Origin of the sequence: Algoriphagus sp. (assembly GCF_030694375.1) — a bacterium.
GTDB lineage: Bacteria > Bacteroidota > Bacteroidia > Cytophagales > Cyclobacteriaceae > Algoriphagus.
The window spans coordinates 92,411-117,369 of record NZ_JAUXYL010000040.1 but is presented as its reverse complement, the minus strand read 5'-3'; the positions used below and the strand labels follow the sequence as shown (position 1 = coordinate 117,369).

The 24,959-nt window shown below is 43.4% G+C and carries 13 protein-coding genes; 7 read left to right on the top strand and 6 right to left on the bottom strand.

Annotated elements, in window-relative coordinates:
• Nucleotides 1-35 precede the first annotated feature (35 nt).
• Nucleotides 36-2,291, bottom strand: a complete 2,256-nt coding sequence (locus tag Q8M62_RS14915; RefSeq protein WP_304901644.1) for a TonB-dependent receptor — start codon at nt 2,289-2,291, stop codon at nt 36-38.
• A 223-nt stretch (nt 2,292-2,514) separates the two neighbouring features.
• On the opposite strand from Q8M62_RS14915, the gene Q8M62_RS14910 reads away from it, so the two are divergent.
• The 4 genes from Q8M62_RS14910 (at nt 2,515) to Q8M62_RS14895 (ending at nt 7,694) form a co-directional block, all read left to right on the top strand.
• Nucleotides 2,515-3,174, top strand: a complete 660-nt coding sequence (locus Q8M62_RS14910) for a metal-dependent transcriptional regulator (RefSeq protein WP_304901640.1) — start codon at nt 2,515-2,517, stop codon at nt 3,172-3,174.
• 191 nt (nt 3,175-3,365) lie between these two features.
• On the top strand, nt 3,366-5,060 hold the full coding sequence (gene ggt / locus Q8M62_RS14905; protein WP_304901641.1) for a gamma-glutamyltransferase: 1,695 nt from the start codon (nt 3,366-3,368) through the stop codon (nt 5,058-5,060).
• Between the two features lie 210 nt (nt 5,061-5,270).
• Entirely contained in the window at nt 5,271-5,684 is a 414-nt protein-coding gene (locus tag Q8M62_RS14900; RefSeq protein ID WP_304901642.1) for a PPC domain-containing DNA-binding protein, read from the top strand.
• A gap of 1,059 nt (nt 5,685-6,743) precedes the next feature.
• On the top strand, nt 6,744-7,694 hold the full coding sequence (locus Q8M62_RS14895) for a YihY/virulence factor BrkB family protein (protein WP_304899661.1): 951 nt from the start codon (nt 6,744-6,746) through the stop codon (nt 7,692-7,694).
• Nucleotides 7,695-7,726: 32 nt separating this feature from the next.
• On the opposite strand, the gene Q8M62_RS14890 is transcribed toward Q8M62_RS14895, so the two are convergent.
• The 5 genes from Q8M62_RS14890 to Q8M62_RS14870 all read right to left on the bottom strand — a co-directional run bounded on the left by Q8M62_RS14890 (nt 7,727) and on the right by Q8M62_RS14870 (nt 20,563).
• Nucleotides 7,727-9,892: a TonB-dependent receptor domain-containing protein gene (locus Q8M62_RS14890; protein WP_304899662.1), complete on the bottom strand. Its 2,166-nt coding sequence runs from the start codon at nt 9,890-9,892 to the stop codon at nt 7,727-7,729.
• 85 nt (nt 9,893-9,977) lie between these two features.
• Entirely contained in the window at nt 9,978-10,988 is a 1,011-nt protein-coding gene (galE, locus tag Q8M62_RS14885) for a UDP-glucose 4-epimerase GalE (RefSeq protein ID WP_304899663.1), read from the bottom strand.
• A gap of 62 nt (nt 10,989-11,050) precedes the next feature.
• On the bottom strand, nt 11,051-14,188 hold the full coding sequence (locus Q8M62_RS14880) for a PKD domain-containing protein (protein ID WP_304899664.1): 3,138 nt from the start codon (nt 14,186-14,188) through the stop codon (nt 11,051-11,053).
• Nucleotides 14,189-14,217: 29 nt separating this feature from the next.
• The gene (locus Q8M62_RS14875) at nt 14,218-17,379 is read right to left on the bottom strand and encodes a PKD domain-containing protein (RefSeq protein ID WP_304899665.1); all 3,162 of its coding nucleotides are present in this window, start codon (nt 17,377-17,379) and stop codon (nt 14,218-14,220) included.
• Between the two features lie 52 nt (nt 17,380-17,431).
• A complete protein-coding gene (locus tag Q8M62_RS14870) occupies nt 17,432-20,563 on the bottom strand; it encodes a PKD domain-containing protein (protein WP_304899666.1) in 3,132 nt (1,043 codons plus the stop codon).
• Between the two features lie 173 nt (nt 20,564-20,736).
• On the opposite strand from Q8M62_RS14870, the gene Q8M62_RS14865 reads away from it, so the two are divergent.
• Genes Q8M62_RS14865 through Q8M62_RS14855 form a run of 3 tightly spaced genes read left to right on the top strand, consistent with a single transcriptional unit; the run spans nt 20,737 to nt 24,933 of the window.
• On the top strand, nt 20,737-22,356 hold the full coding sequence (locus tag Q8M62_RS14865) for an ABC-F family ATP-binding cassette domain-containing protein (protein ID WP_304899667.1): 1,620 nt from the start codon (nt 20,737-20,739) through the stop codon (nt 22,354-22,356).
• Nucleotides 22,357-22,367: 11 nt separating this feature from the next.
• Nucleotides 22,368-23,765 carry a sodium:solute symporter family protein gene (locus Q8M62_RS14860; RefSeq protein ID WP_304899668.1) on the top strand — a complete coding sequence of 466 codons (1,398 nt, stop codon included), beginning with the start codon at nt 22,368-22,370 and terminating at the stop codon, nt 23,763-23,765.
• Complete coding sequence (locus tag Q8M62_RS14855) at nt 23,752-24,933, top strand: class I SAM-dependent rRNA methyltransferase (protein WP_304899669.1); 1,182 nt, start codon at nt 23,752-23,754, stop codon at nt 24,931-24,933. Before Q8M62_RS14860 ends, Q8M62_RS14855 begins: the two co-directional genes overlap by 14 nt.
• Nucleotides 24,934-24,959: the final 26 nt, after the last annotated feature.

Sequence of the window (24,959 nt, the reverse complement as noted above, 5' to 3'; positions counted from 1 at the left end):
ACACCTCAAAAGCCCGATTAACCTCGGGCTTTTTTTTAATCAAAAGTAAACCTCAGCCCAAGAAATCCTCTAATTCCCTGATTCGGGGCAAAGACATAAGTAGGATCAAAAGTCAATGCATTGGGATTGGTTGGTGTAGGAATCACATTTCCACCCCGATCAAACTCCACTCCCTTGTCAAAAGGATCAAATGACCGCGCAATGCTATTGGCAGGAGGAGTGAAATTCAGCAGGTTTTTCACTCCACCATAGACCTCCCACTTTTTTCCAAATGATTTTGTCAACTGGATATTCTGAATGCTCCACCAAGGAGAAAACTCCGGACGATCGTCCAATTCCCCCAAGAGCGGCAGTCGCATCGGACTGTACACATTGCCGGTGTAATCAATGCTCAAACCCAAGTTTTGAAACGCATAGCCAATGGTCCAAACACCCGAAAATCGCTCAGTGAGCAGTTGGCGTATTTTTTCTCCACCTTCATTCAAACTTACATCCATCAAAGTGGCGCCGGCCAATACCTTGAAACCTGAGTTCCAAACTGCATCCACATTCAAAGATATCCCTTTGGACACTGCGCTACCATCCAGATTGGCATAAATGATCTGATTGGGGTTCGTTTCGTAGTCGGGCAGGATGCGGTTGGTAAAATGGGTGTAGAAAATCGATCCGTCCAATCCGAAATAATTTCCCTGATCCGAATAGATCTTTTTCACCAAATTCAAGTTGGTATTCCAACTCCTTTCCGGAGCTAATTCCTCTGCAAATACTACCTCCCGAGCACCTGTCAGAGCCGCATGATCCTCTGTGAAAACATTGGCTACCCGAAATCCATTACCGGCCGAAATCCTAAACACCGTACTTCTATCTTGGGATACCCACTTGTAATTGACTCTTGGGGAAAAAATATTGCCGTGAACACTGTTGTAATCGTAGCGGATCCCGGCCAATAAACTTTGGCTGGAATTGAAGCGAATCTCGTCCTGCACAAAAATCCCCGGTAAATGGATTTCAGAAGGAAAATTTTCACTTCCTCCTTCTTTGGAAGTAGCGGTAGTATTGTCGTCATAATAGGTGTACCGATAGGCTGAACCCAAAAATAAATTATGTTTTCCGGCCTCTTTTACCCAGGTCAGCTGCCCAAAAGCAATAGTTTGGTCTGCCAAATAAAAGGTCGTTCCATAGTAAGAATTCTGCTTGTGCCCATTTGCTGAAAACTGGAAATTAACCAGTTCTTTTACCGGCAATTGGTAGGTTCCAAAGGCTTCCCAGCGATTAGTCTCAATACTTTCTCCATACACATCATCCCCTCCCCGATCAGCTTCGGTCCAGTTCATCTGACCTCCCCAGCGGTTTTCATTCACATACCTACCTGCCAGGTTAAAGGCTCTTCCTCCTTTTCGTTGAATTTCAAATTTCTGGAAAAGCGAAATCCTCTTTTGCAAAGTCAGGTCGGTAAACCCGTCTCTGTTGTTGTCGATGGGGTTGTCATACCAAAACACATTCACTCCACTCAGTGACTGGATTGATTTCGATAGGGCACTTTTGATCCCCAGATCAGCATTGACTTCTCCCCAACCGGTGGCAAAAGCATCCACAGATACCAATGGGGCGATTTCGGGTCTTTTGGTGATCACATTGATCAAGCCCCCGACTGCCTCTGAACCATAAAGCGTGGAAGCCGGACCTTTGACTACTTCGATCCGGTCAATCAGCGATTGCGGAATTCCAGTCAATCCATATACTGTTGCCAATCCACTTACGATCGGCATCCCGTCAATCAAAATCATGGTATACGGACCCTCCAAACCATTGATATGTATATCACCGGTATTGCAAACATTACAGTTGATTTGTGGACGGACACCGTTGACATTTTGTAGCGATTCAAAAAGGGAAGGTGTAGGATTTGCTTTGAAAAAGGCGGCTTTGTACACTTCAACCGGCACAGGGCTATCCAGCTTGGAAACTTCCTGCATTGTGCCGCTTACCACTACTTCATCCAAAGAACCGTCAAGAGGAGACAAGTCAAAAGTCAAAAAATTGCTTTCTAGGGGAACAGTGATCCGTTTTGTCTGTTTTTCAAAGCCAATCAAGGAAACCTGAATGGTATACAGACCCGCTTCAAGCCTATTTATTTCAAAATTCCCAAGGCTGTCAGTTACCGCACCGAGGCTTTTCTCCTTAATCAGGACATTGGCAAATTCCAAGGGCCCCTTAGCACTCAAGACTCTCCCCTTCACACTTTGCTGTGCAAGAACTGAATTCAGAGTGAAAAATAAAAGCATAAGCATTGAGCTTCTTCGAATTGATTGAATCATAAATGCAACATTATTGCATTTAATCGAATATTCCGAAAAAGAGATCTTAAAATTTATGGATAGACTGGAGAAAAGCATTGAAAGTTTTCGAGTGATATTTTTATTAGATACACAAAAGTAATAAGTTAGATCATTCTAACAAATTTGTTTTTCTAATATACGTTGTCGTACTTTTGACCGGATCAAATTCCCAGCTATGGCTTCCTCTACCGAAGAGAATTATTTAAAAGCACTTTATAACCTTTCAAATGGGCAAGGAGAGGTCAATATTTCGGATTTGGCAAATGGCTTAAAAGTCAGCATGCCCACAGCGAATAGCATGGTAAAAAGCCTTCAGAAGAGTGATTGGGTGATTTATGAGAAATACAAACCTGTCATCCTTACTCCAAAAGGTCAAAAAGAAGCAGCTTTGATAGTGCGAAAGCATCGTTTGACTGAAATGTTTTTGGTGAAAAAAATGGGCTTTGGTTGGGAAGAAGTGCATGAAGTGGCCGAACAGATCGAGCATATTCATGCCCCGAAATTTTTTGAGCGAATGGATGAAATGCTGGGTCATCCGACTATCGATCCGCATGGTTCACCAATACCTGATAATCAGGGAAGAATGCAGGAGTTTTCTTATACCCCACTTTCATCCTGCAAACCAAATCAAACCGTCCAACTTACTGCACTGACCAATTCCTCGACAGAGTTTTTGGAATTTCTAAACAGCAGAAAGCTCAGTCTGGGAGTCCATCTGAAAGTGATTTCGCGGGAAGCCTACGATCAGAGCATTGTCGTCAGCTATCCGGATCACCCTATGGAAACTCTGAGTGAAAAAGTATCAGAAAGGCTATTGGTAAGGGTATTGGAATAAATTTGTTATTTTAGTTGAATTATAAAGTTCAGTTCTTTTATGGAAAGTATGGTTTTGAACACTAAAAAGCCACTAATGCTGTTCGCTTTATTTTTACTGGTCAACTGTTATACTTTCGGACAAAACCCTTGACTGGTTTGAGGATAAAATCAGAAAATTGAAGAATTGAAAAAAAAAACACTTTGTAAGCAATGAAAGCCTTATCACTCCTCCTCGCTGGAATCCTAGTTCCCTTACTCTCATTTTCCCAAGACCGGGTCACCGGCAAAACTTTCACCACTCGATCTGAAGTCCTAGCACAAAACGGGATGGCCGCAACCAGCCAACCACTTGCCACGCAAGTTGCCTTAGATATTTTGAAAAAAGGCGGTTCGGCCATGGATGCTGCCATCGCTGCCAATGCCATGCTTGGCTTGGTGGAACCCAATGCCTGCGGAATTGGAGGCGATGTCTTTGCGATCATTTGGGATGCAAAAACGAAGAAACTCTACGGATTCAATGGTAGCGGAAGAGCTCCCGAGAGTCTGACGATGGAGGTTTTCAAGGAAAAAGGATTAAGCTATGTCCCGCTTCTTGGCCCGCTTCCAGTTTCAGTTCCGGGATGTGTGGACGGTTGGTTTGAGATGCACAAGCGCTTCGGCAAACTCAGCATGCAGGAGATACTTCAGCCTTCCATCGATTACGGAAACAGTGGTTTCCCCGTCTCAGAAGTAATTGCCTGGCAGATGAACAGTCATTGGCCGGAAATGCAGGACATTCCCGGTTTCCGCAAAACCTACATGCCCAACGGCAAAACCACTCCGAAAAAAGGCGAAATATTCAAGAATCCCGACTTAGCTAGGTCCTATGCTCTAATTGCTAAGGAAGGTAGATCGGCTTTTTATGAAGGAGAAATCGCTCGGACCATCGACCGATTTATGAAAGAAAATGAGGGCTATCTTCGATATGAAGACCTGAAAAAACACACTTCGGAATGGGTCGATCCCGTCAGTACCAATTATCGGGGCTATGACGTGTGGGAACTTCCCCCAAACGGTCAGGGCATTGCCGTGCTGCAAATGCTCAACATCCTTGAAGGATATGACATCAAGTCCATGGGCTTTGGAAGTGCGGAATACTTACATGTACTCACAGAGGCGAAGAAACTGGCTTTTGAAGATCGGGCAAAGTTCTACGCCGATCCGGCCTTCAATCAAATCCCTATGGAGCTACTGATCTCCAAAGCATACGCAGCAGAGCGCCGCAAACTCATCGATCCCAACAAAGCGGCCCTATCCTACCCTGCAGGAGATATTGAAAAGGGAAATACGACTTACCTGACCGTGGCGGACAAAGACGGCAACATGGTTTCTTTTATTCAAAGCATTTACGATGAGTTTGGGTCGGGCATGGTGCCGGATGGATTGGGTTTCGTCCTGCAAAATCGCGGGCAACAGTTCAATGTACAAGACGCAAACCACTGGAATTCGCTGGCCAAGGGCAAAAGACCATTTCACACAATTATTCCGGCATTTATCACCAAAGACGGAGATCCTTGGCTAAGTTTTGGTTTGATGGGAGGTTCGGTGCAGCCTCAGGGACATACACAGATTGTGGTCAATCTGATTGATTTTGGAATGAATTTCCAGGAAGCCGGAGATGCACCAAGAATGCGGCATAACGGTTCGTCCGAACCCACAGGATCCAAGATGACCACAGGAGGTTCGCTCAACTTGGAGAGCGGTTTTTCTTATGAAGTCATCCGTCAACTGGAAGAAATGGGCCACCGCATCGAGTACAGCATTGGGCCCTATGGCGGCTATCAAGCGATCTATTACGACAAGGTCCGCAAAGTCTATATCGGAGCATCAGAATCCAGAAAAGACGGGCAGGCGGCAGGGTATTGATTGCTCCTCCAAATTTGTAATTTGGAGGCCCTATCTCCCAATGCGTGGAGTTTGGACTTTTGTCGAGGAGTTTGTAACCACTCATATATATCAAGACCAATTTTAAATTGGTGCTATTCTTTGTCAAATACCCAATGCATGCGATTTTCTAAAACGACCTTAGCCTTATTGTTTTGTTTGTTATTTCTTCAGTGTAATAAACCCACTCCGATGAATTCTTCCCTTCGTGTACATACAATCCGCCTTCATCCCGGTGATGATGTGTTGCCTGAGTTAAAGAAATTTATTGCAAACAATCAGATCGAAGCGGGTTTTATTATGTCGGCAGTAGGCAGTCTTACCCAATATAACCTTCGCTTTGCCAATCAACCTGATGGCAGTCAAGGGGAAGGACATTTTGAAGTGGTGTCACTTACTGGTTTGCTCAGTACTGAGGGAAATCATGTTCACCTTTCTGTAAGTGATAGTACCGGACGCACGATTGGCGGACATTTGCTCGATGGCAACCTTGTCTACACCACTTTGGAAGTGGTGATCGGCGAAGATCCAAATCATATTTACCATCGAGAAACAGACCCAACTTTTGGGTATAAAGAGCTGGTAGTGAAGAAAATAAATAAATAAATAAATAGGAGCAGTAGTCATCGATTCGATAAATGGAGGTTTGTGCGGTTCTAATCAGGTAATTTTTCAGACATGAAATCGAGCTTGTCTGCCACAAGCAGGCCTGCCTGAGGCAGACAGGCATGACTAAAAAGTCAGACACTGGAATGATTATCAAACTTGCGAGATTCCCTGTCCGAATACAGGCGGGCATCTGACCAAAAAAATCAAATTATAAACAGATGAAATGCCCATGAGAAAAAACTCTCACACAGGGGGATGATTATTTAGAGCATTCCATGTGGCAAATAAAAATCAAATTATAAACACATGAAATCGAGCCTGCCTGAGGCAGACAGGCATGACTAAAAAGTCACACACTGGGATGATTATCGACCATTCGAGATTCCATGTGGCCTTAAAGAAAAAATTATAAACACATGAAATGCCCATGAGAATGGCATCTCACACAGGGGAATGATTATTTAGGGCATTCCATGTGGCAAATAAAAATCAAATTATAAACACATGAAATCACTCATGCCTACGACATTTTTATGGACGACAATTGGTCCTTCTAGCAATATGGTTCAACCCCGATAAACAATGATAAATTGTAACACAGGTCGTTGCTTCCTCATTTTAGTCCCGTATGGACGAATCATCTTTTAGCCGAAGGTTTTAGCCTCTAATCCTTGATTAATGACAAAATCGGAGATAAGTCCCATCGGGACAAAAGATATTTTGTTCAGCATATATTTTTCAAAATACAAAAATTACCGATGCATGACCAACCAAAGTTTACCCGTATTATTTGTTCTAATCCTTTTTTCTTCCTGATTATCTGGAAATAGGAAAATCCTCTAATCGATCAATCGGGAATTAGGCAAAGTTTGTTTTTTCTCAACTAAACAGATGTTAGATAACGGGATAGGCAAACTCCAATCCAAGCCTAAATTCTTTTTAAAACAGAAAAACGGATCTCTCCTTCACTAGATTAAAGTCCTTGTATGGAATGATTTTGATCGAAATCGTTTCTTGGCTTCTTTATTGCCTATTTAAACCCCAAGAAATATCATAATGGTAAAAAAACAAGGATTTCAAATAAAGCACCTCCCCAAACTTTTATTGGAGACAGGTAAGCTCTGGAATAAAAACAATCCATGGAGATTGGGAGCCGTGGTCGCCTATTACGCGGTGTTATCCTTACCCGGATTACTTATCGTTATCATCAATTTGGTGGGTACTTTTTGGGGTACTGAAATCGTGCAGGGAGAGATCACTGAGGAGATTTCAGAGGCCATAGGCCCCGAGGCTGCCCAATCGGTGGTGGACATTATCGAAAATTCAAGAAATGATGGACAGTCCGTCTTTGCCACCATCATGGGGGTCGCAATAATGATTTTTGGCGCTACGGGGGTATTTTATCAGCTTCAGATTTCAATGAATGAAATCTGGAGTGTCAAGTTAGATCCGGATGCGGGAATTTGGAAAGTAGTAAAGGACCGAGCCTTGAGTTTGGGATTTGTGATGGTGATTGCCTTTCTATTGATCATCAGCTTTGTGGTTTCCACGGCATTAACGGTATTGAGCGAATTCCTTGCCCAACTTTGGGAACCCAGCTTAGTTTATCTGGCCCAGAGCTTTGAGTTTGGTCTATCCACTTTTGTTTTGGGATTATTGTTTGTGTTGATTTTTAGATTTATGCCTGATATGGAGATCAAATGGAGATCAGTTTGGCTTGGAGGTTTTATGACCGCCGTACTGTTCAATTTGGGGAAAATATTGCTTTCCTTTTATTTTGGAGCTGCAAATCCCGATTCGATTTATGGTGCAGCAGGCTCGGTGGTCCTGATTTTACTTTGGGTGTCTTATTCCTGCCTGATACTTTTCTTTGGAGCAGCATTTACCAGAGTATATGCTGAAAAGTACGAGGCGGAAATCCACCCTTCTGATTTCGCCATGAAAGTGGTGACAAAAGAGGTCATTATCGAAAAGGGGAGCGAAGAATTGGGCAATCCAGATTCATAATCACGGTTTCAGGATTACCAATTAATTCAACTTTATAAATGAAACTTAATTCCTCCATTGATAACAAACCCATCCACAGGCGCATAGATATCCCGAAACTCAGGCCTTGAAATACTACCTGTAAAAATGGTATCAAAGCCTGTCTGCCGAGTATCGAGAAAATTTTCAAAATTCAGGAAAATCGAAAAATTACCTCCTAACTTCTTTTCAGTCATTAAGCCAAGGATCCAATAGGATTGACCGGTAGCTCCATCATTGAGCAATTGAGGACTGAAGTAATAGGCCTCAAAACCTACTCTGAAACTTTCGTGTTTTTCATACATCAATACATTATTGAGTCGGTGTTTAGCTACTAGGGGATATACCTCCTTACGTTGATTGATCCGCAGGCTGACATCAGCAAGGGTATACCCGACAAACAACTTTAGATCCCTGTATTCCCACTTCAAGTTTACCTCCATGCCTTGTGTTTGAAGCTGGCCTTCAGGTTGTCGATAAGTATAAAAAGAACCATCAAAATCCAATATGAGTGGATTATTGATACGCGTATAAAAAAACAAAACATTGGTACTGAGAGTCAATTCTTCACCCATTGCCATTCGGTAATTCACATCAAAATTAGCACCTGCTGAACGTTCTGCTTCCAATCGTCTTGGATCAATGGGCCTAACATTGCGGAATGACAACCGCTCAGTTTCCTCTGTAAAAACTGTCGGAGATTTATAACCCAAGCCTCCTCCCATTCGGAAAGTAAGTAATTCACTTGGCTCTACCATCAGTGAAACCTTTGGCAGGGCAAAAACTCCATAATCCTTTTGAGCATCTACGCGGAAGCCGGATTCCAGAGTCCACGCCGGAGAAATATTCCAGAGATTCTGAAGGAATGCGCCAAAAGTATTTAGCCAATAATCCAGGACTTGATCGGAGTCACCCGGATTTTGCCTGAAATTTTCTGTCCAAAGATTAATCCCACCTATCCATTCCGAATGATCTCGAAATTTACTTAGGTGAACTTCTGAAAAACTTGAAAATTGATTTCCTCCAAATTCAAAATCAGGTATGGCAATTTCCCGATTAAAGAAATTGAAGCTGTTTTTAAAGCTTAGCCTCACTCCTTCTTCTAGATCTTGTTTGTAGGTCAGCTGTGTTGAAACTCGGTTTGTTTGGTTGTTTTCAAAATATGGATTTGTCACCTTATTTCCCTGAATAAAATCCAGATTGCCACCTAGTCGGCTTTCCTTGGTCCAATTGACCCCCAATACCAGTTCACTACGGACGTTAGGATTCCAAAACAGCTTCGGATTGAGGGTAAATCTGTCAAATTTGGGGATTGCCGTTAGGCCAATATCAGCTGGATCGTAAGCGGAACTCTTATTATAAGATCCAAAAAAAGTACTTCCCAACTTACCGAATTTTTCGGAATAAAATCCACTGGCATCGAGTCCCAAGGCAGAAGTTCCATTGATTAAGACATCAATTCCACCATCCTGAACTGGTTTTTTGGAAATCAGGTTAACAAGTCCTGCAATGGCTCCGCCGCCGTAAAGGGTGGATGAGGAACCTTTGACCACCTCAACCTGAGCTAAATCCAAAGGTGCGATCTGCATGAGACTTAGTCCACCAGAATAGCCGGTATACAGCGGTAGTCCGTCACGAAGCAATTGTGTGTATTTCCCATCCAAACCCTGAATCCTTATGCTGGAGTTGTAGCTTGTAGCCGAAGTCTGCTGGGTTTGAATTCCCGTGCTTTCATTCAGCAACATCCGGATATCACCGGGTTTCATATTTCCTTTTTCGGCTAGTTCCTCACCTGCAATGACCTCTACTCTCGTTGGAATATCAGAAATCACCCGACTTGATCTCGTGGATTCGATAAGTATTGTTTCCATTTCATCTTCTTCTGGGTGAAGGGCTATAGTTTCACCTTGAGTAGTAGATGGAAAAGTGCGTTTGAATTTTTGGCTTTCATAGCCTACAAAGTTGACTTCAAACGTGAAAGTCCCTGAGGGGATGTCCTCAAAAACCCAAGTTCCATTTTGTTCAGTAACACCAACATTCTTGAGTTCAAGAATATGAATACTGGCCCCAGGAAGTGCCTTTAGGCTTTCTTGGTCTATAACTTTGAGAATATACCTATGTTGGGCCGAAGCAAATGAACTCCATAAGCATATCAGCACCAATCCAAAAAGTTTTCGCATCTTTTGTAATTGTTTTTAAAGTCCAATAATTTGAAACCCTAGAACTCCTCCTCGAAAATGAAATTTCCGAGGAAGGTCCAAATTATCAGTCTAAACTCTTCTGCCAGTTCCAGCTGTCACGCATGGAATCTTCCAGGGAATACTTTGCCTTCCAACCCAGGACATTATTTATTTTGGTGGTGTCTGCCCAAGTTTTCACTACATCACCGGGTCTTCTTGGACCGACCTGATAGTTAAGCTTCACTCCGCTTACTTTTTCGAATGCATGGATGACTTCCAAAACTGAATTTCCATTGCCTGTGCCCACATTGAACACATCGTAAAAATTATTCTCCTGTTTATTGAGATAGGCCAAAGCCTTGACATGAGCTTCTGCCAAATCCACCACATGAATGTAATCCCGTACACAGCTGCCATCTACTGTATCGTAATCGTCCCCGAAAACAGTCAATTTTTCACGGATTCCTGCAGCTACTTGTGTAATGAAAGGAACCAGATTGTTTGGCGTTCCCAATGGCAATTCTCCGATTTTTGCACTTGGGTGTGCTCCGACTGGATTGAAATAACGAAGCGAAATCACCCGAATCCCCATTTCACTTTTAACACAGTCAACCAAAATATCTTCACAGATTTTTTTGGTGTTTCCATAGGGACTTTCCGCCTCCTGTCTTGGGGTAGATTCTGTCACAGGAAGCACCTCCGGCTGTCCATACACCGTACAGGAGGAAGAAAAAACAAGATCTTTAATGCCTTTTTCCTCCATAAATTTCAACAAGACAAGCAATGAACCCACATTGTTTCTATAATACTTCAAGGGCTGCTGCGTACTCTCCCCCACTGCCTTAAACGCTGCAAAATGAATCACCCCTTCAATTTTATGTTTTTCAGCGATTGACTTAAGCAAGGATTTTTTATTACAGTCTCCCTGATAAAAGGCGAATCTTTTCCCTGTAATTTCTTCGAGCCGATCCAAAACCGTAGGATCTGAATTGGATAAATCATCCAATATTATCGGTTCCATTCCTGCTTTCCACAGTTCAACAGCAGTGTGAGAACCAATATATCCTGCTCCTCCTGTAATTAAAATTTTCTTCATGGGTGTTTAAAAATCTTTCTGAAGCAAAACTATTCAAATACTCCAGACAGACAGGCAAAAACTTAGCGGATTAACATAAAAGTTCCGCTTTTCTCAGTGGAGGTCTCTTTCCCCTCTAAAAAATAGGTGTACCGAATGTGGTAAGAATAGGTATAGGAAGGCGCTTCGACCGCTCTAATCAAACCATTCCAACCCTCGGTTCCATAGTAAATCATCCCTCCCCAACGATCCCAAATAGTCAAGCGATACGAAATACTACAATTGGAAATGGGCTGATAAACTCCTTCTTTCGGATTAAATCCTGTCGGCATTCTCACTTCAGGTCTTGCCTGATTTACTACGGCCATTCCTTTCAGGACGCATCCGTTTCCATCCGTTACGGTATATCCAAATTCTCCATATGGAAGTTCGGTGATCCTCGGTCCAGTTTGACCGGATTCCCATAGCACAGTATAAGGCCCTACTCCCCCTTCTATTTTGAGTTCCAGTTCACCATCCAAACTTCCCTCACAACCCGGATTTCCGACTTTTGCAATAACTGAAATCTCTTCAGGTCCTTGTATAGTAGATGAAATCTTAATGGAACAACCCCGGCTATCCAACACAGTCAAATCGTATGATTTAGCTCCAAGACCAAAAACTCTTAACTCTTTTCCATCCCACAATGACTCAAAGCCCGCTGCCACAAAGGGGGGATTCCCTCCCTTTAAGGGAATAATAAATCCCCCATCTGAAGCGCCAAAGCAAGAATTCTCATACACCTCAACAGGTCCTGCCAAACTCAAAGGCTCAGGTTGAGTCAATTCAAACTTCAATAGCTTGGAATCACATCCTGTCTGATCCGAAACGGTCACTTCATAGATGCCGCTAGGCAGGTTTTCGGCTTTTCCGATTTTCAAATTTGGATCATGCTTCCAAAGAAATTTATAGCTTCCTGATCCTCCAACAGGGTTTAATCTGATGCTTCCATTACTCTCACCAGGGCAAGCCGGATTGAGCACATCCGAGGCATTCATCTTGAATTCCGGATAGATTTTCACCTCCAACACTTCAGAAATTCCTGCGCATGCACCATTTAGCGTACTGGTTTCCTCAAAGAAAATGGTTTTTGAAGGGGCGTTGAGTTCCCAGAGAACTGCTACTTGGGGGGAATTTTGTCCTGATATCAAATTCCCACCGGAAACTGTCCAAGTATAGGTCCTTCCTGAAGTCTGAAAAGGCACTTTATAAATCAAAACCTCATTTGGGCCACATAGTCCAGAGCTGCCAAGGGGCAAGGCAGGCTCAATCGTCTCTGTAATTGCCACATCCAACACCAAGGATTTGCCAGGGCATCCCTGATCTGTATATGGAGTTGCCGTCAGTTTTGCGTTTGGATTGGGATCACCCCATTTAACTTTCACCGAGTTGGGTGTTTTTTCAAGAATAACTCCTCCACTGATCTCCCAACTTACCCGATCCATATTGGCTGTGTCTTCAAGTGTGTAGGTGAATTCATCTATCAAAGGACAAACAGATGTCGGTCCGATCAGGATAGGATTAAGATCCTTTACTTCCACTTCAAAGCGAAATGTCTCCTGCTTATCACAAAGTCCTTCACCGGTTGAAGCGAGGATTGTGACAATAAATTTTCCCGGTTTTCCGAAAAGGTGAGAAACTTTTTTACCGACCGCTACGGGTGTATTGTCTCCAAACGACCAGGTAAACTCCGTGTAAGTCTTGTTTCCCGGAGAAATTTCCCAAGTTCCCAATTGGTCTAAACAGGCCACTTTTTGCCCGATAACCTCGAAGGGATATTTGGTGTCTGTTTCAAATTGAATACTTTCCACTCCTGTCCCTACCACAAAGCCATAAGATTCAATTTGACCCGATCCGTAAGCATATGCGATAAACCCCTCTGGATTTACCAGCTGATTGACCCCTTCGGGAATTTGAACCTGCGCAAACTCATAATTGCTTCCCGGGACCACTTTAAACTGACTACTGATATTTTGACTATTCAATAAGGTCTTTTTAGAAGCGCCTTTTGGAATGATAATATTCAGAAAATGGTCGATTTTAGGGTTGAAGCGACCAAAAAGAAGTCCAGTCGAAAATTGGATTTCCTTGATCATTTGCCCGTTTGGGGAATAGGAAAAAAAGTTGGGGTCGCCGAGTGAGGCAGCGAAAAACTCATTGCAGAAACCGCTTTTGGAAATGACTGCAACCGAACTGGGTTTGGAGGTCACGATGCTGGCCACTTCATTTTTTCCAAACTCAAGCCGGATGAATTTTCCGGCGTTTAGGGTGGTTTTTAAGACACCGTTGACTGCTACTCGGGTACCATTCTCCAAAGCCAAAACCTTCACAAATTCCCCCGAAGTCCTGTCTTTTTGAGGAACATGAATAAAGGAATTACCCCAGGTTTTGCTCGGATAGGTTTGCTGAAAAAAGTGGTCTCCGGTCGTTCCACAAGTACCCGAACTGGACATCCTGTTGCCGGCAAAGACAGCAACATTTTTACAATTTGTATTATTATCATTCAGTACCTTAACCAAGGTCCCCGTCAGATCTTCATCGGATTTGATCTGATAAGATTCCCCTTCGTTCAAAACTATTTTCAAGGAATAATTGGCCGGTACTCCTGTGGAGGTCCGAACCGAAGGAATGATCTCTACCTGTGTATTTGCCGCTGTCCCCACGATGACCATCGAACTTTCGAGTGTGGTATGATTCAGGCTGGAATTGGAAACAAATGGTTTTTCATGATGCGACATGACCATATAATCGAGGCCGAGCGATTCTACCGGCAAAACCACCGTACCACCTGTACTGTAAGACCTGCCATTCAAGGCATGAACAGCTATATTGCCTGTAGAAATTACGTGCAGAAATTTTTGGCTGACTCGCTCGGATTCGGTGTGAATCAATCCCTCAGCCATCCCGTCAAATTCCTTTATCAGTCGTTGGCCTTTGGCCAAATCAAATGAAACTGTCTGAAGGGGTGTTTGGATGGTGCCGGAAGATTTTTCGTTTGCTGTGATAATCAACACCGCTTTTTCAGACTGGACATTCACAGAATCCAGACTTCTGCCATTCTGCAAAAAACCAATGTAAAATTCACGACCCACTGTATTAAGCTGGGCTAACGCAAAAAAACCGTTTCCCAGAACGAAAAACAGTAAAAGGCATAATTTATTAATCCACCATTTTGGGTTCATAATTTCTCCTCCCCACAATCTGCTTCAATTTACCTGATCAAAGCGAAACCTCCATGAATTTCTTCAACTTGGAATTCCCCATTCACGGGGAATTGATAAATTACTATATAAGAATAAGTCCCTACAGGTGCTTCTTTACCTTTTAGCATTCCATCCCATCCCTCAGTTCCCCAATAAACTACCTGACCCCATTTGTTGAACACCTGCATTCTGAAGTCTAGATAACAATTCGAAACTGGCTTAAAAGATCCATCTTGGGGCTTAAATCCAGTTGGCATCCTAACTTGAGGCTTAACTTCCTCTACAATTCCATAGGACACCAAACTACAACCATTAAAGTCAGTAACTGTTACCGTATATTCTCCGGAAGGAATTGCCCGGAGTACTGCACTACTATTGGAAGATGACTTACCGGTAAAAGAAGCTACAGCAACACCACTTTCAGCCCATGAATATTTATAGGGAGGAACTCCACCTGTGACGAGGACTGATAGAGATCCGTTGTTGCCTCCGGGACAACCTGGACTTTCTTGAACAAAATTCAAGGTAAGTGGCTGAACTCCTTTAATCTCTCCTCCAACAGGGAGACTACATCCTTTTGCGTCTACTAGGTAAAGTGAAAATTTTCCCTGGGCCAATCCGCTAACAGTTAAAAAATCACCATCCCAAGCTGACTCAATCCCCTCGACTGAATAAGGCGGAAAGCCACCGAGGACTTTAACCTTAAATCCACCGTCACTTGCACCTGAGCATGTGATTGGGAAATACTCCGGTTCTCCAATAAATCTTAAATTTTCCGGCTCCTTTAATTCAATTTCCTGAACTAAAATTCCGCAGCCTGAGCGGTCTTTTACAGTGACTTTGTATAGACCAGCCTTCAGATTATCTGCAGTTCCGGAGTTTAAGTCAGGCACATGAGACCAAATGATATCTTGCTCTCCTGATCCACCCGAAACTTTAATAACAATAGAACCTCCACCCTCTCCGGGACAATTGGGAGCAGTGGTATTGATTGTATCGATCTTCAAAGGTTCGATTTTATCGACTACAAGAGTTTTGGATATTTTGGGACAGGCCTCAGTGGTATTTTCCAATGGCGTCTCAGTATAAAAAATAGAAAATTCAGGAGAATTGATGCCCCACAACACCTCCACTTTCGAGGTGTTTTGACCGGATTTAATTTCACCTCCTACTATGCTCCACTCGTATTTTTTTTGTGATGAAGCATTTGGGACTTCATAGTTTACTTCTGACAAAATTGGCCCACAGACTTGAGTCGGGCCAATTGGGCTATCTTCAGACTGTGCTACTCCAAGTTTTACCGTTTTCACAATTGCATCGCCCAAACAGCCATTTTCAGCAACCGGAATTGCAACAATTTTCCCCTCCTCAGACGCTTCCTGCCATAGGATTGTAATGGATTCCTCTGTTTGGGATACTATTTCCCCCCCTTCCACCGCCTCCCAAATGATCCGGTCAAAATTCGATGGATTCTCCAAGGTATACGTTATAGCTAGCGCCGAACAGGTACTTTCTGGCCCTATGAGTTCTAAAGAAACTTTTTTCACCTCAACTTCGAAAACGAAATTTCGCTCTACCCCACAACTAGCACTCCCATAAGAAGCGAGAACCTTTACTTGGAATTTGCCTTCAGACTTAAAAGTATGAGCTACCTCCTGACCATTAACTGAAGTCGATCCATCTCCAAAGTTCCAGGTAAAAAGCGTGTAGTTTTCATTTTCAGGATTAATAGACCAAATGCCTTCTTGATTCATGCAAGCCACCTGGTCTCCTATCACCTCAAAATCATAATTACTTGTCGCTTCAAACTTTGTACTCTCCAGATTAGCACCCGCCGAAAACCCATACGAAGATTGAACTCCCATTCCATAGGCATAAGCAATAAATCCATCGGGATTGGAAATTGAATTTGGCCCTGCTGCCAGTTTGATTCTTGCAAACGATAATTGTGGATTGCCCGGAACGGGTTTAAATTCAGAATCTATTTGCTTGTTGTTCAGTCGAGTAGAACTAATTGAGGAAGTTTCAAGAAGTATATTCACGTAATGATTGATAAAACCCGCTCCACTCAAAGAATTAAAAATTGCCTGTTTGATTTTTTGATTGTTAGGATTGTAAGTAAGAAGAAAGGGGTCACCTAATTTGTTATTAAAGACTTCATCGCACACCCAACTTTTTGAGATCACCGAAACAGCTGATGGCTTAGAGGTTTCGATCATAGCAACTTCATCCTTCGCAAATTCCACTTCGAGAAAACTCCCCTGATTGATAATCCCCTTGGATTGGCCATTGACAATGACTTCGGTTCCGTTTTCAGAAGCAAGAACTTTGACGATTTCTCCGGAGGTCCTACCCAAGAGCGGAATATGAGTAAAAGATTTTCCCCAAGTGAAAACAGGAAAAGCCTGTTGAAAAAGATGATCACCAGTCAGTTCAAGATTACCGGTTAAGACACAAGAGCCGCCATAAGTTATTTTATTTCCTCCAAAAACAGCTACATTTTTACAGTCCCCATCCGTCCCATTGGTAACCCTCACACGAGTTCCTGTCAAGTCACCTTCACTTTTGACTTGATAAGTCTGGCCCGCGTTCAATGTAAATATTAAGGGGTTACCGGCAGGGTTTCCCTTTACCGTGGAAGTAGTGGGAGTAACTTCCACCCGGGTATCATCCTCTATGGCAACTACTAAAAGTGTACTTTCTAAATCGGAGGATGTATTAGACTTAGGATTATAATGCGCAGTGACAAAGTATTCTTTTCCAAGGGAGGTAATAGGTAAGACAACTGTACCGTCAGCACTATTGGTCCTTAAATTAAAAGCGTGAACTGCGATGTCTCCGTTTGAAAAAATTTTTAGCGACTTGGATTCAATAACCTCAGAATTTCGATGAAGCAAATCGTATGTCTGAGAAGGGATGGCATGTGTAAAAACTTTTCCTTTTGTAAGAGCAAAAGGAATCACATTGCCACCGTAGGTTAAGGTACCGGTGGCATCTTCATTGGCCGTAATGCTAATTAAGGCCTGATCGGGAGCGGTGGAGGTTTTGTTATTCTCCATAAATCCCACATAAAATTCTCTACCAAGTGTGCTAAGCTGAGCATTGGCTCTGAAGCTTATGAAAAATGAAATGCACAAGAAAAAGATCATTAATCTTTCTTTGTGCTTCATTTCAATAAAATAACTTTTTCAATGGGTTGGGGTTAGGGCAACTGGCACTTTTCTATCTTACTAGGGTGAAAGATCCTTTGATATTAGCTACTTCTGGCTTCCCTTCCAAAACATATCGGTAAGTGACAGTATATGAATAGGTTCCGCTTGGGGCCTTACTCTCAGAAACCGTGCCATCCCAGCCTGAATTTCCGGAATAAATAAGTTGACCCCACCGATTATAGATCCATAACTCAAATTCGGTCTCACAGTTTGAAACTCCCATGTAAACACCCGGAGCTTGCCTTGGATCAAATCCGGTCGGCATCCGCACTTCGGGAGTTGCTTCTTTTACTGTTCCTTCTCCAATACTAACACAGCCTGAGGCATCCCGAACCTCAAGCTCATAAGTACCTGCCTTGAGTCCAGTTACAGCGCTTCCGCTCAGTCTGGTATCTCTCCAGAGGTAGATAAATGGAGCATCTCCTCCTTTGGGAAAAGCAAACAATTCTCCATTAGATCCTCCTGGACAGGCAGGCTTTTCCATTCTGACTTCAACTTCCAAGGCAAGAGGAGAGGTTATTTCAAAATTCACAGGGATGACACAACCATTGCTGTCTTTTATTTCCCAGGCATAGTTACCCTGAGGCAAATCAGCAAAAGAAATCGATCCTGAAAATGTTTTTACTCCTTGATAATTAAAAATATAAGGGGCTACTCCACCAGTGACATTCAAGGTCAACTGACCATCCGGCTTACCATAGCAAGAAGCTCCGACAGGTGTCAGTCGTGTGACCGCCAATGGCGCCGGTTGTTCGACTTCAATATTTTCAATCAAGCGCTCACAGCCTAATTGATCCAAAACTTTTACGGAATATGTGCCTGCCGAAAGCTTGGAGACTATCGGGGAATTCAGCGTAGGGTCATGAAGCCAGGTATACTTGTAAGGCCCTATACCTCCCTGGATATCCAAGGTAATCTGACCTGTTTTTTCGCTCGAGCACCCGACTGCTGTGATTCCTTGAACTTCGGCTATAAACTCATTTGCGACCTCCACTTGAATGGAAGCCGCTTTTCCTTCACATTGAGAGTCTGTCATACTAAAGGCAGTGTATTCTACAGTCCCAATGAGTCCCGGTTGATCCCAACTCACCTCGATTTTTGATAGGCCCTGACCGGAAATAATCTGACCGCCTGTTACAGTCCAGTCATATCCCCTGCCACTCACGGCATTGGGTGCGGTGTAGACATGTGGGACCGCCGGATCAAAACAAACTTTTTGCTCTCCTAATGCGGCGTTTACTACTATTCTTTGATTGATGACTACCGGCAATTCTACAGGAGCTCCGGGGCAGCCATTTTCAGAATAAGGAATCAATATCAGTTTGGCATCCGGATTTGCTAAGCCCCAGTTGACTAACACCGAATCCCCATAATCTTCCACGATCACTCCCCCCTCCACTTCAAAAGTACCCCGCGAAATGTTGAGGAGATCTTTTATCCGGTACATTACCTCTTCCACTTCCGGGCAAACTGAGTCCTCTCCCAATAGCTCGGCCTTAGCTTCCAAAACCTCTATCTCAAAAGTTACTTCTTCTTGCTCATCGCATGAATTAGGAGACAAGGCCGCTAAAACTTTTACTTCATAGAGACCTGGCTTTTCAAATGTGTGCCCTACTTCCTGACCAATCACTGTGGGCGTACCATCTCCAAAGTCCCAAACAAAGTATTCGAAGTCGGGATTTTCAGAATTGATCGTCCAAGTACCCTCCTGATTGAGACAAGCAACTTTTTCCCCATCCACGTCAAACTCGTAGGCCGCATCTGCCACAAAATTCAGATTATCCAAAGCCGCTCCTGCTGCATATCCATAGGATTCCAATTCACCAAATCCGTACACATAGGCTGCAAATCCATTTACATTTCGAAGTTGATGCACTCCCTGTGAAATATTGATTCGGGCATATTGGAAAGAAGGATCACCTGGAAGGGTAGAAAAAAAACCTCCGACGTTTTGTCCATCGAGAAAAGTTGAATTTTCAGTTCCGGTCTTCACTACCACATTGACATAATGATTGGTAATCGATGGCAAATTAATGGCGTTAAAAGTCAAGCCGGTCAAAAACTGCTCACTTGGGCTATAAGTGATCATAAATGGGTCACCGGTCATTGCCCCAGGGGCATTAGGTTGGTTACAGGCCATACTTTTGGAGAAAACAGAAACCGAAGCGGGCTTTGAAGTATCAATTTTCCCGGATTCATTGATCCCAAAATCCAGGGTTAAAAATTCTCCCCTATTTATGGTTCCACGGGAGGTTCCGTTTACCAAAACTTCTGTGTTGTTTTCAGATGCCAGAACCTTGACTAATTCCCCGGAAGTCCTTCCCGATAAGGCCACATGCACAAAACTCGTCCCCCAAGTATTTACAGGATATGCTTGCTGGAAAAGATGGTCGTTTGCCTGACCGCAATTCCCCACCGAAGTCCACTTATTCCCTCCAAAAACTGCGATTTTTTTACATTCATCTGCATTATTACCAATCACCCGCACTCTCGAGCCGGTCAGGTCGCCCCTCGCTTTGATCTGATAGCTTTGTCCACGATTCAAAGTGATTGTTGATGGTGTACCGGCTTGGTTGCCACTGATGGAGTTGACACTTGTAGTGACTTCGATTTCCGTATTATCTTCTGTCGCTACTACGAGAAGGGTACTTTCATTATTGATATTCCCGTTGTAATTCACACTCGCAGTAAGTACTTCAAAATGAGAAGTGACATAATAATCTCTTCCCAAGGCACCTATTGGTAGCACTACCGTACCGTCAGCACTCCGAAAACGTTCATTAAATGCATGAACCGCAATTTTTCCGGTGGAAGTGATGTGAATTCCTTTGTTTTCCACCACTCCCGATGTTCGGTGCAGCAGATCCAAATCCTGAGATGGTACCCTTAGTGTAAATTGCTGACCGGCCGTAAGTGAAAATGGGGTGGAAACATTTTGATATTCCAAGACTCCTGAGGTGTTTTCATTTGCAGTAATGACCAAGACGGCAAAATCAGGTGATCCAGGATTATTGCCCGAACCGGGGACACGGTTGTTTTCCATGAAGCCAACCCAAAACTCCTTGCCTACAGTGGAGAGTTGACCAAATGCTGAAAAGCCATAGCCCAACAGCATAAAAATCAAAACCAACCGCGTAATCATAAACTTCATATCAATCTCAGGGCCTTTAAGAAAGGTGGAATATAACAATCTGAAAAATTATTCTTTGGGAAAATTTGATGAATGCCGAAAAGAGGTGAAGATGACTCTATTTGAGATAAGACTAAAAAAATTAATTTTCCTATCTTTGCGCCTCTTAAAAGCAAAATACCTCCATGATTTCAGTAGATAATTTATCCCTCAAGTTTGGCAAACGTACCCTCTTTGATGAGGTCAGCCTCAAGTTCACCCATGGCAACTGCTACGGGGTGATCGGTGCCAACGGTGCGGGAAAATCCACCTTTTTGAAAATCCTTTCCGGTGAGATCGACTCCACCAGTGGATCAGTAAATATCACTCCGGGACAGCGAATGGCTGTTTTGAGCCAAAACCACTTTGCATTTGATGAAGTGGAGGTTTTGAAGACGGTCCTGATGGGACATCAAAAACTCTATGCCATCATGTCGGAGAAAGATGCCCTTTACCTCAAAGAGGACTTTACCGAAGCTGATGGATTAAGAGCTTCTGAACTGGAGTCAGAGTTTGCCGAAATGGACGGATGGAATGCCGAATCCGATGCAGCTTCCCTCCTCTCCGGTTTGGGAATTTCAGAGGATCTGCATTACCTGCCTATGAATCAATTGGCCGGTAATCAAAAAGTACGTGTTCTTCTTGCACAGGCTCTATTTGGAAACCCTGATATCCTGATTCTCGATGAACCTACAAACGATTTGGATGCCGATACCATCGAGTGGTTGGAGAACTTCCTGCTCGACTTCAAAAATATCGTGATCGTCGTCTCCCACGATAGACACTTCTTGGATACTGTTTCCACACACGTGGTGGATATTGATTTCAGCAAAATCAAAATCTACTCCGGTAACTATACATTTTGGTACGAATCTTCTCAGCTAGCTCTCAAGCAGCGATCGGATTCCAACAAGAAAGCAGAAGACAAGCGAAAGGAATTGCAGTCCTTCATCGATCGATTCTCCGCCAACGTGGCGAAGTCCAAGCAGGCCACGGCACGTAAGAAAATGATCGAAAAGCTCAATATCGATGACATCGAGCCTTCTTCCAGAAAATATCCGGGCATCATCTTCAAGCCGGAGCGTGAGGCTGGGGATCAGATTTTTATGACTGAAAATCTGGAACTGAAAGCAGACGGCGTAACCTATTTTACTGACGTGAACCTGATGGTGGACAAGGGAGACAAAATCGCCTTCATCTCCAAAACCAAACAGGCTGTCAACAAATTCTTCCAAACCATTATGGAAGAAATACCGGCAACCAAAGGCTCAATGAAATGGGGAGTGACGATCAATAAGGCATATTTACCCAATGACAATTCCAAATACTTCCAAACTGATCTGAACCTGATCGACTGGCTGAGACAATATTCCGGCAATCAGGAGGAAGCACACGTGAGGACTTTCCTGGGTAGAATGCTTTTTACAGGAGAAGAATCACTTAAAAAATGTGCGGTCCTTTCAGGTGGTGAAAAAGTCCGCTGCATGGTCTCCCGTATGATGTTGCAAAATCCAAACCTGCTGGTGATGGACGAACCGACCAACCACCTCGATTTGGAATCTATCACGGCTTTCAACAATGCAATCATAGATTTCAACGGGACCGTTTTGATGAGCTCGTATGATCATGCCTTTGTGCAGTCATCCTGTAACCGAATCATCGAATTTACCCCGAAAGGAACAATAGATCGCCGTATGCCATACGATGATTACCTCGCAAGTGAGGAGATCAAGGCAATTCGCGAAAAAATGTATGGAAAAAGCTAAGCTCTAATAAATTGCTGCTGACTGCGATCATCCTCTATCTGGCAATTACAGTTGCAGTTGGAGCTTGGGCTTCCAAGTTGGTTAAAAATTCGAACGACTTTGTATTGGCAGGGAGATCCCTGCCTCTTTTTCTTTCTGCCTCTGCCCTGTTTGCCACCTGGTTTGGATCCGAAACAATCTTCGGAGCATCCTCTGTCTTCCTAGAAGAGGGTCTTCAGGGTGTTATAGAAGATCCATTCGGAGGAGCCCTTTGCCTAATTTTGTTCGGCATGTTTTACCTGCGCCCGATGTACAGAATGGGGGTATTGACCATCGGAGATGTGTTCAAAAAAGCATTTGGCAGACAAGTCGAGTTCTTTGCGACCATTTTCATGGTTCCCGTATTTTTTGGCTACGTCGCTGCCCAATTGGTTGCCCTGAGTTTAATTTTTGGCACTGTTACCAATTTAAGTCTATTGGAGGGAATCATACTCTCCGCAGCAATTGTAGTGATATATACCTTTCTCGGAGGAATGTGGGCCATTTCAATTACTGACTTTATTCAGACTGCAATGATTATCATTGGTCTGGTGTGGGTGACGGTGATGATCAGCAGGGAAGCAGGTGGCGTCACTGAGATTTTGTCCAAGGCTCCCGAAGGAAGTTTTCAGTTTTTTCCCGACGCGGGTTTTACTTCCTGGGTGAATTATTTCGGGGCTTGGATCATTTTGGGACTCGGAAGCATTCCCAGCCAGGATATTTACCAGCGGGTCATGTCTGCCAAATCTGAAAAAGTCGCCGTTCAATCCACTTATTTGGCCGGGGGCTTTTATCTCACTTTTGGGCTTTTACCTCTATTTATTGCATTGGGAGCAAAGGTGCTTTATCCCGAACTCTACCTCGAAAACAAGCAGATGCTACTTCCGTCGATGGTTTTGGCACATGGCGGTTTGCCCGTTCAGATCATCTTCTTTGGTGCTTTAATCTCAGCGATTATGAGTACAGCCAGTTCAGGTTTACTGGCTCCGGCAGCTTTGATTTCAGAGAACCTGATTCGCCCCCTGTTCAAAGGAACTCTCCAGGATGCTCATTTACTTTGGATCTTGAGACTTAGTGTTTTGTTTGTAGCCCTCCTTGCCACTTACATGGCTTCCCGTGATTCCAACATTTACGAACTGGTGGCCGGGGCATCAATTCTTTTGCTGGTTTCCTTATTTGCACCATTGACGGCAGGACTTTATTGGAAAAAAGCTTCCAAAACAGGAGCAATTCTGTCCATGTTTATCGGGATGAGCACTTACCTGATTTGCGATAAATTCGATTTTGAAATTGCATCCCATATTTTTGGACTTTTAGCCAGTATCTTTACCATGATTTTTGGCAGTTACCTTTTCCCAAACAAGCCCACAGAGACTTATGAGTTATCCTAAAATTATTCTTCAGCGAAGCAAGGAATTTTCCCTTCAGCGACGTCATCATTGGGTGTTTTCAGGTGCTATTGCCAAAGCAGATCCCGGATTGGAAAGTGGTGATTTGGTATCGGTATATTCTGCCAAAGACGAGTTCCTCGGAATTGGGCATTTCTCTCAGGGATCGATTATGGTTCGGATTATTTCCTTTGAAGATAGAGCTATTGACCAAGCCTTCTGGAATGAAAAAATTGCTTCAGCCTATGCCTTAAGAAAAAACCTTGGACTTACTGATAATGAAGAGACTAACGTTTTTAGATTGGTCCATGGAGAAGGAGATCTGCTTCCGGGTTTGATAGTAGATTATTACAATGGAACAGCGGTAATTCAGGCACATCATATCGGAATTCACAAGCACATCGCTGAGATTTCGGCTGCACTTCAGGTTGTTTTGGGAGAAAAGCTGAAGGGAGTCTATGACAAAAGCGCGGAGACGCTACCCAAGAATCTTGGCATCGAATCCAATGAATGGGTTTGGGGAAGAGCGGAGACCGATTTGGTGCAGGAGTACGGAGCAACCTATCGCATTGATTGGGAAAAAGGACAAAAAACCGGATTTTTTATTGATCAGCGGGAAAACAGAAAACTGGTTTCGACTTATTCCAACCAAAAAAAGGTGTTGAATACCTTCTGCTATTCCGGTGGATTTTCCGTTTTGGCCCTAAATGAAGGTGCTTCAGAAGTCCATTCAGTTGATATTTCTTCCAAAGCCATTGCCCTCACTGAACAGAATGTCGGGTTAAACCCCGGTTTTAAAGGAAAACATGAGTCTATCGTGGCAGACGTAGTCAAATATATCCGGGAAATTGGAGATGACTTTGATCTGATCGTACTTGATCCCCCAGCTTTTGCAAAAAACATCAAAGCCCGACACAATGCGGTGCAGGCTTATAAGCGATTAAACGCGGAAGCAATCCGCAAAATCAAACCGGGAGGAATCATTTTCACGTTCTCCTGCAGTCAGGTGGTGGATAAAAGTCTCTTTACACACACCATCGCCGCAGCAGCCATGGAGACTGGAAGAAAAGTAAAAGTCCTGCACCAACTCTCCCAACCCGCGGATCATCCGATCAACATTTTCCATCCCGAAACAGAATACCTCAAAGGCTTAGTACTCTATATTGAGTGAGATTTTAAACCAATTAACGCTTTCCC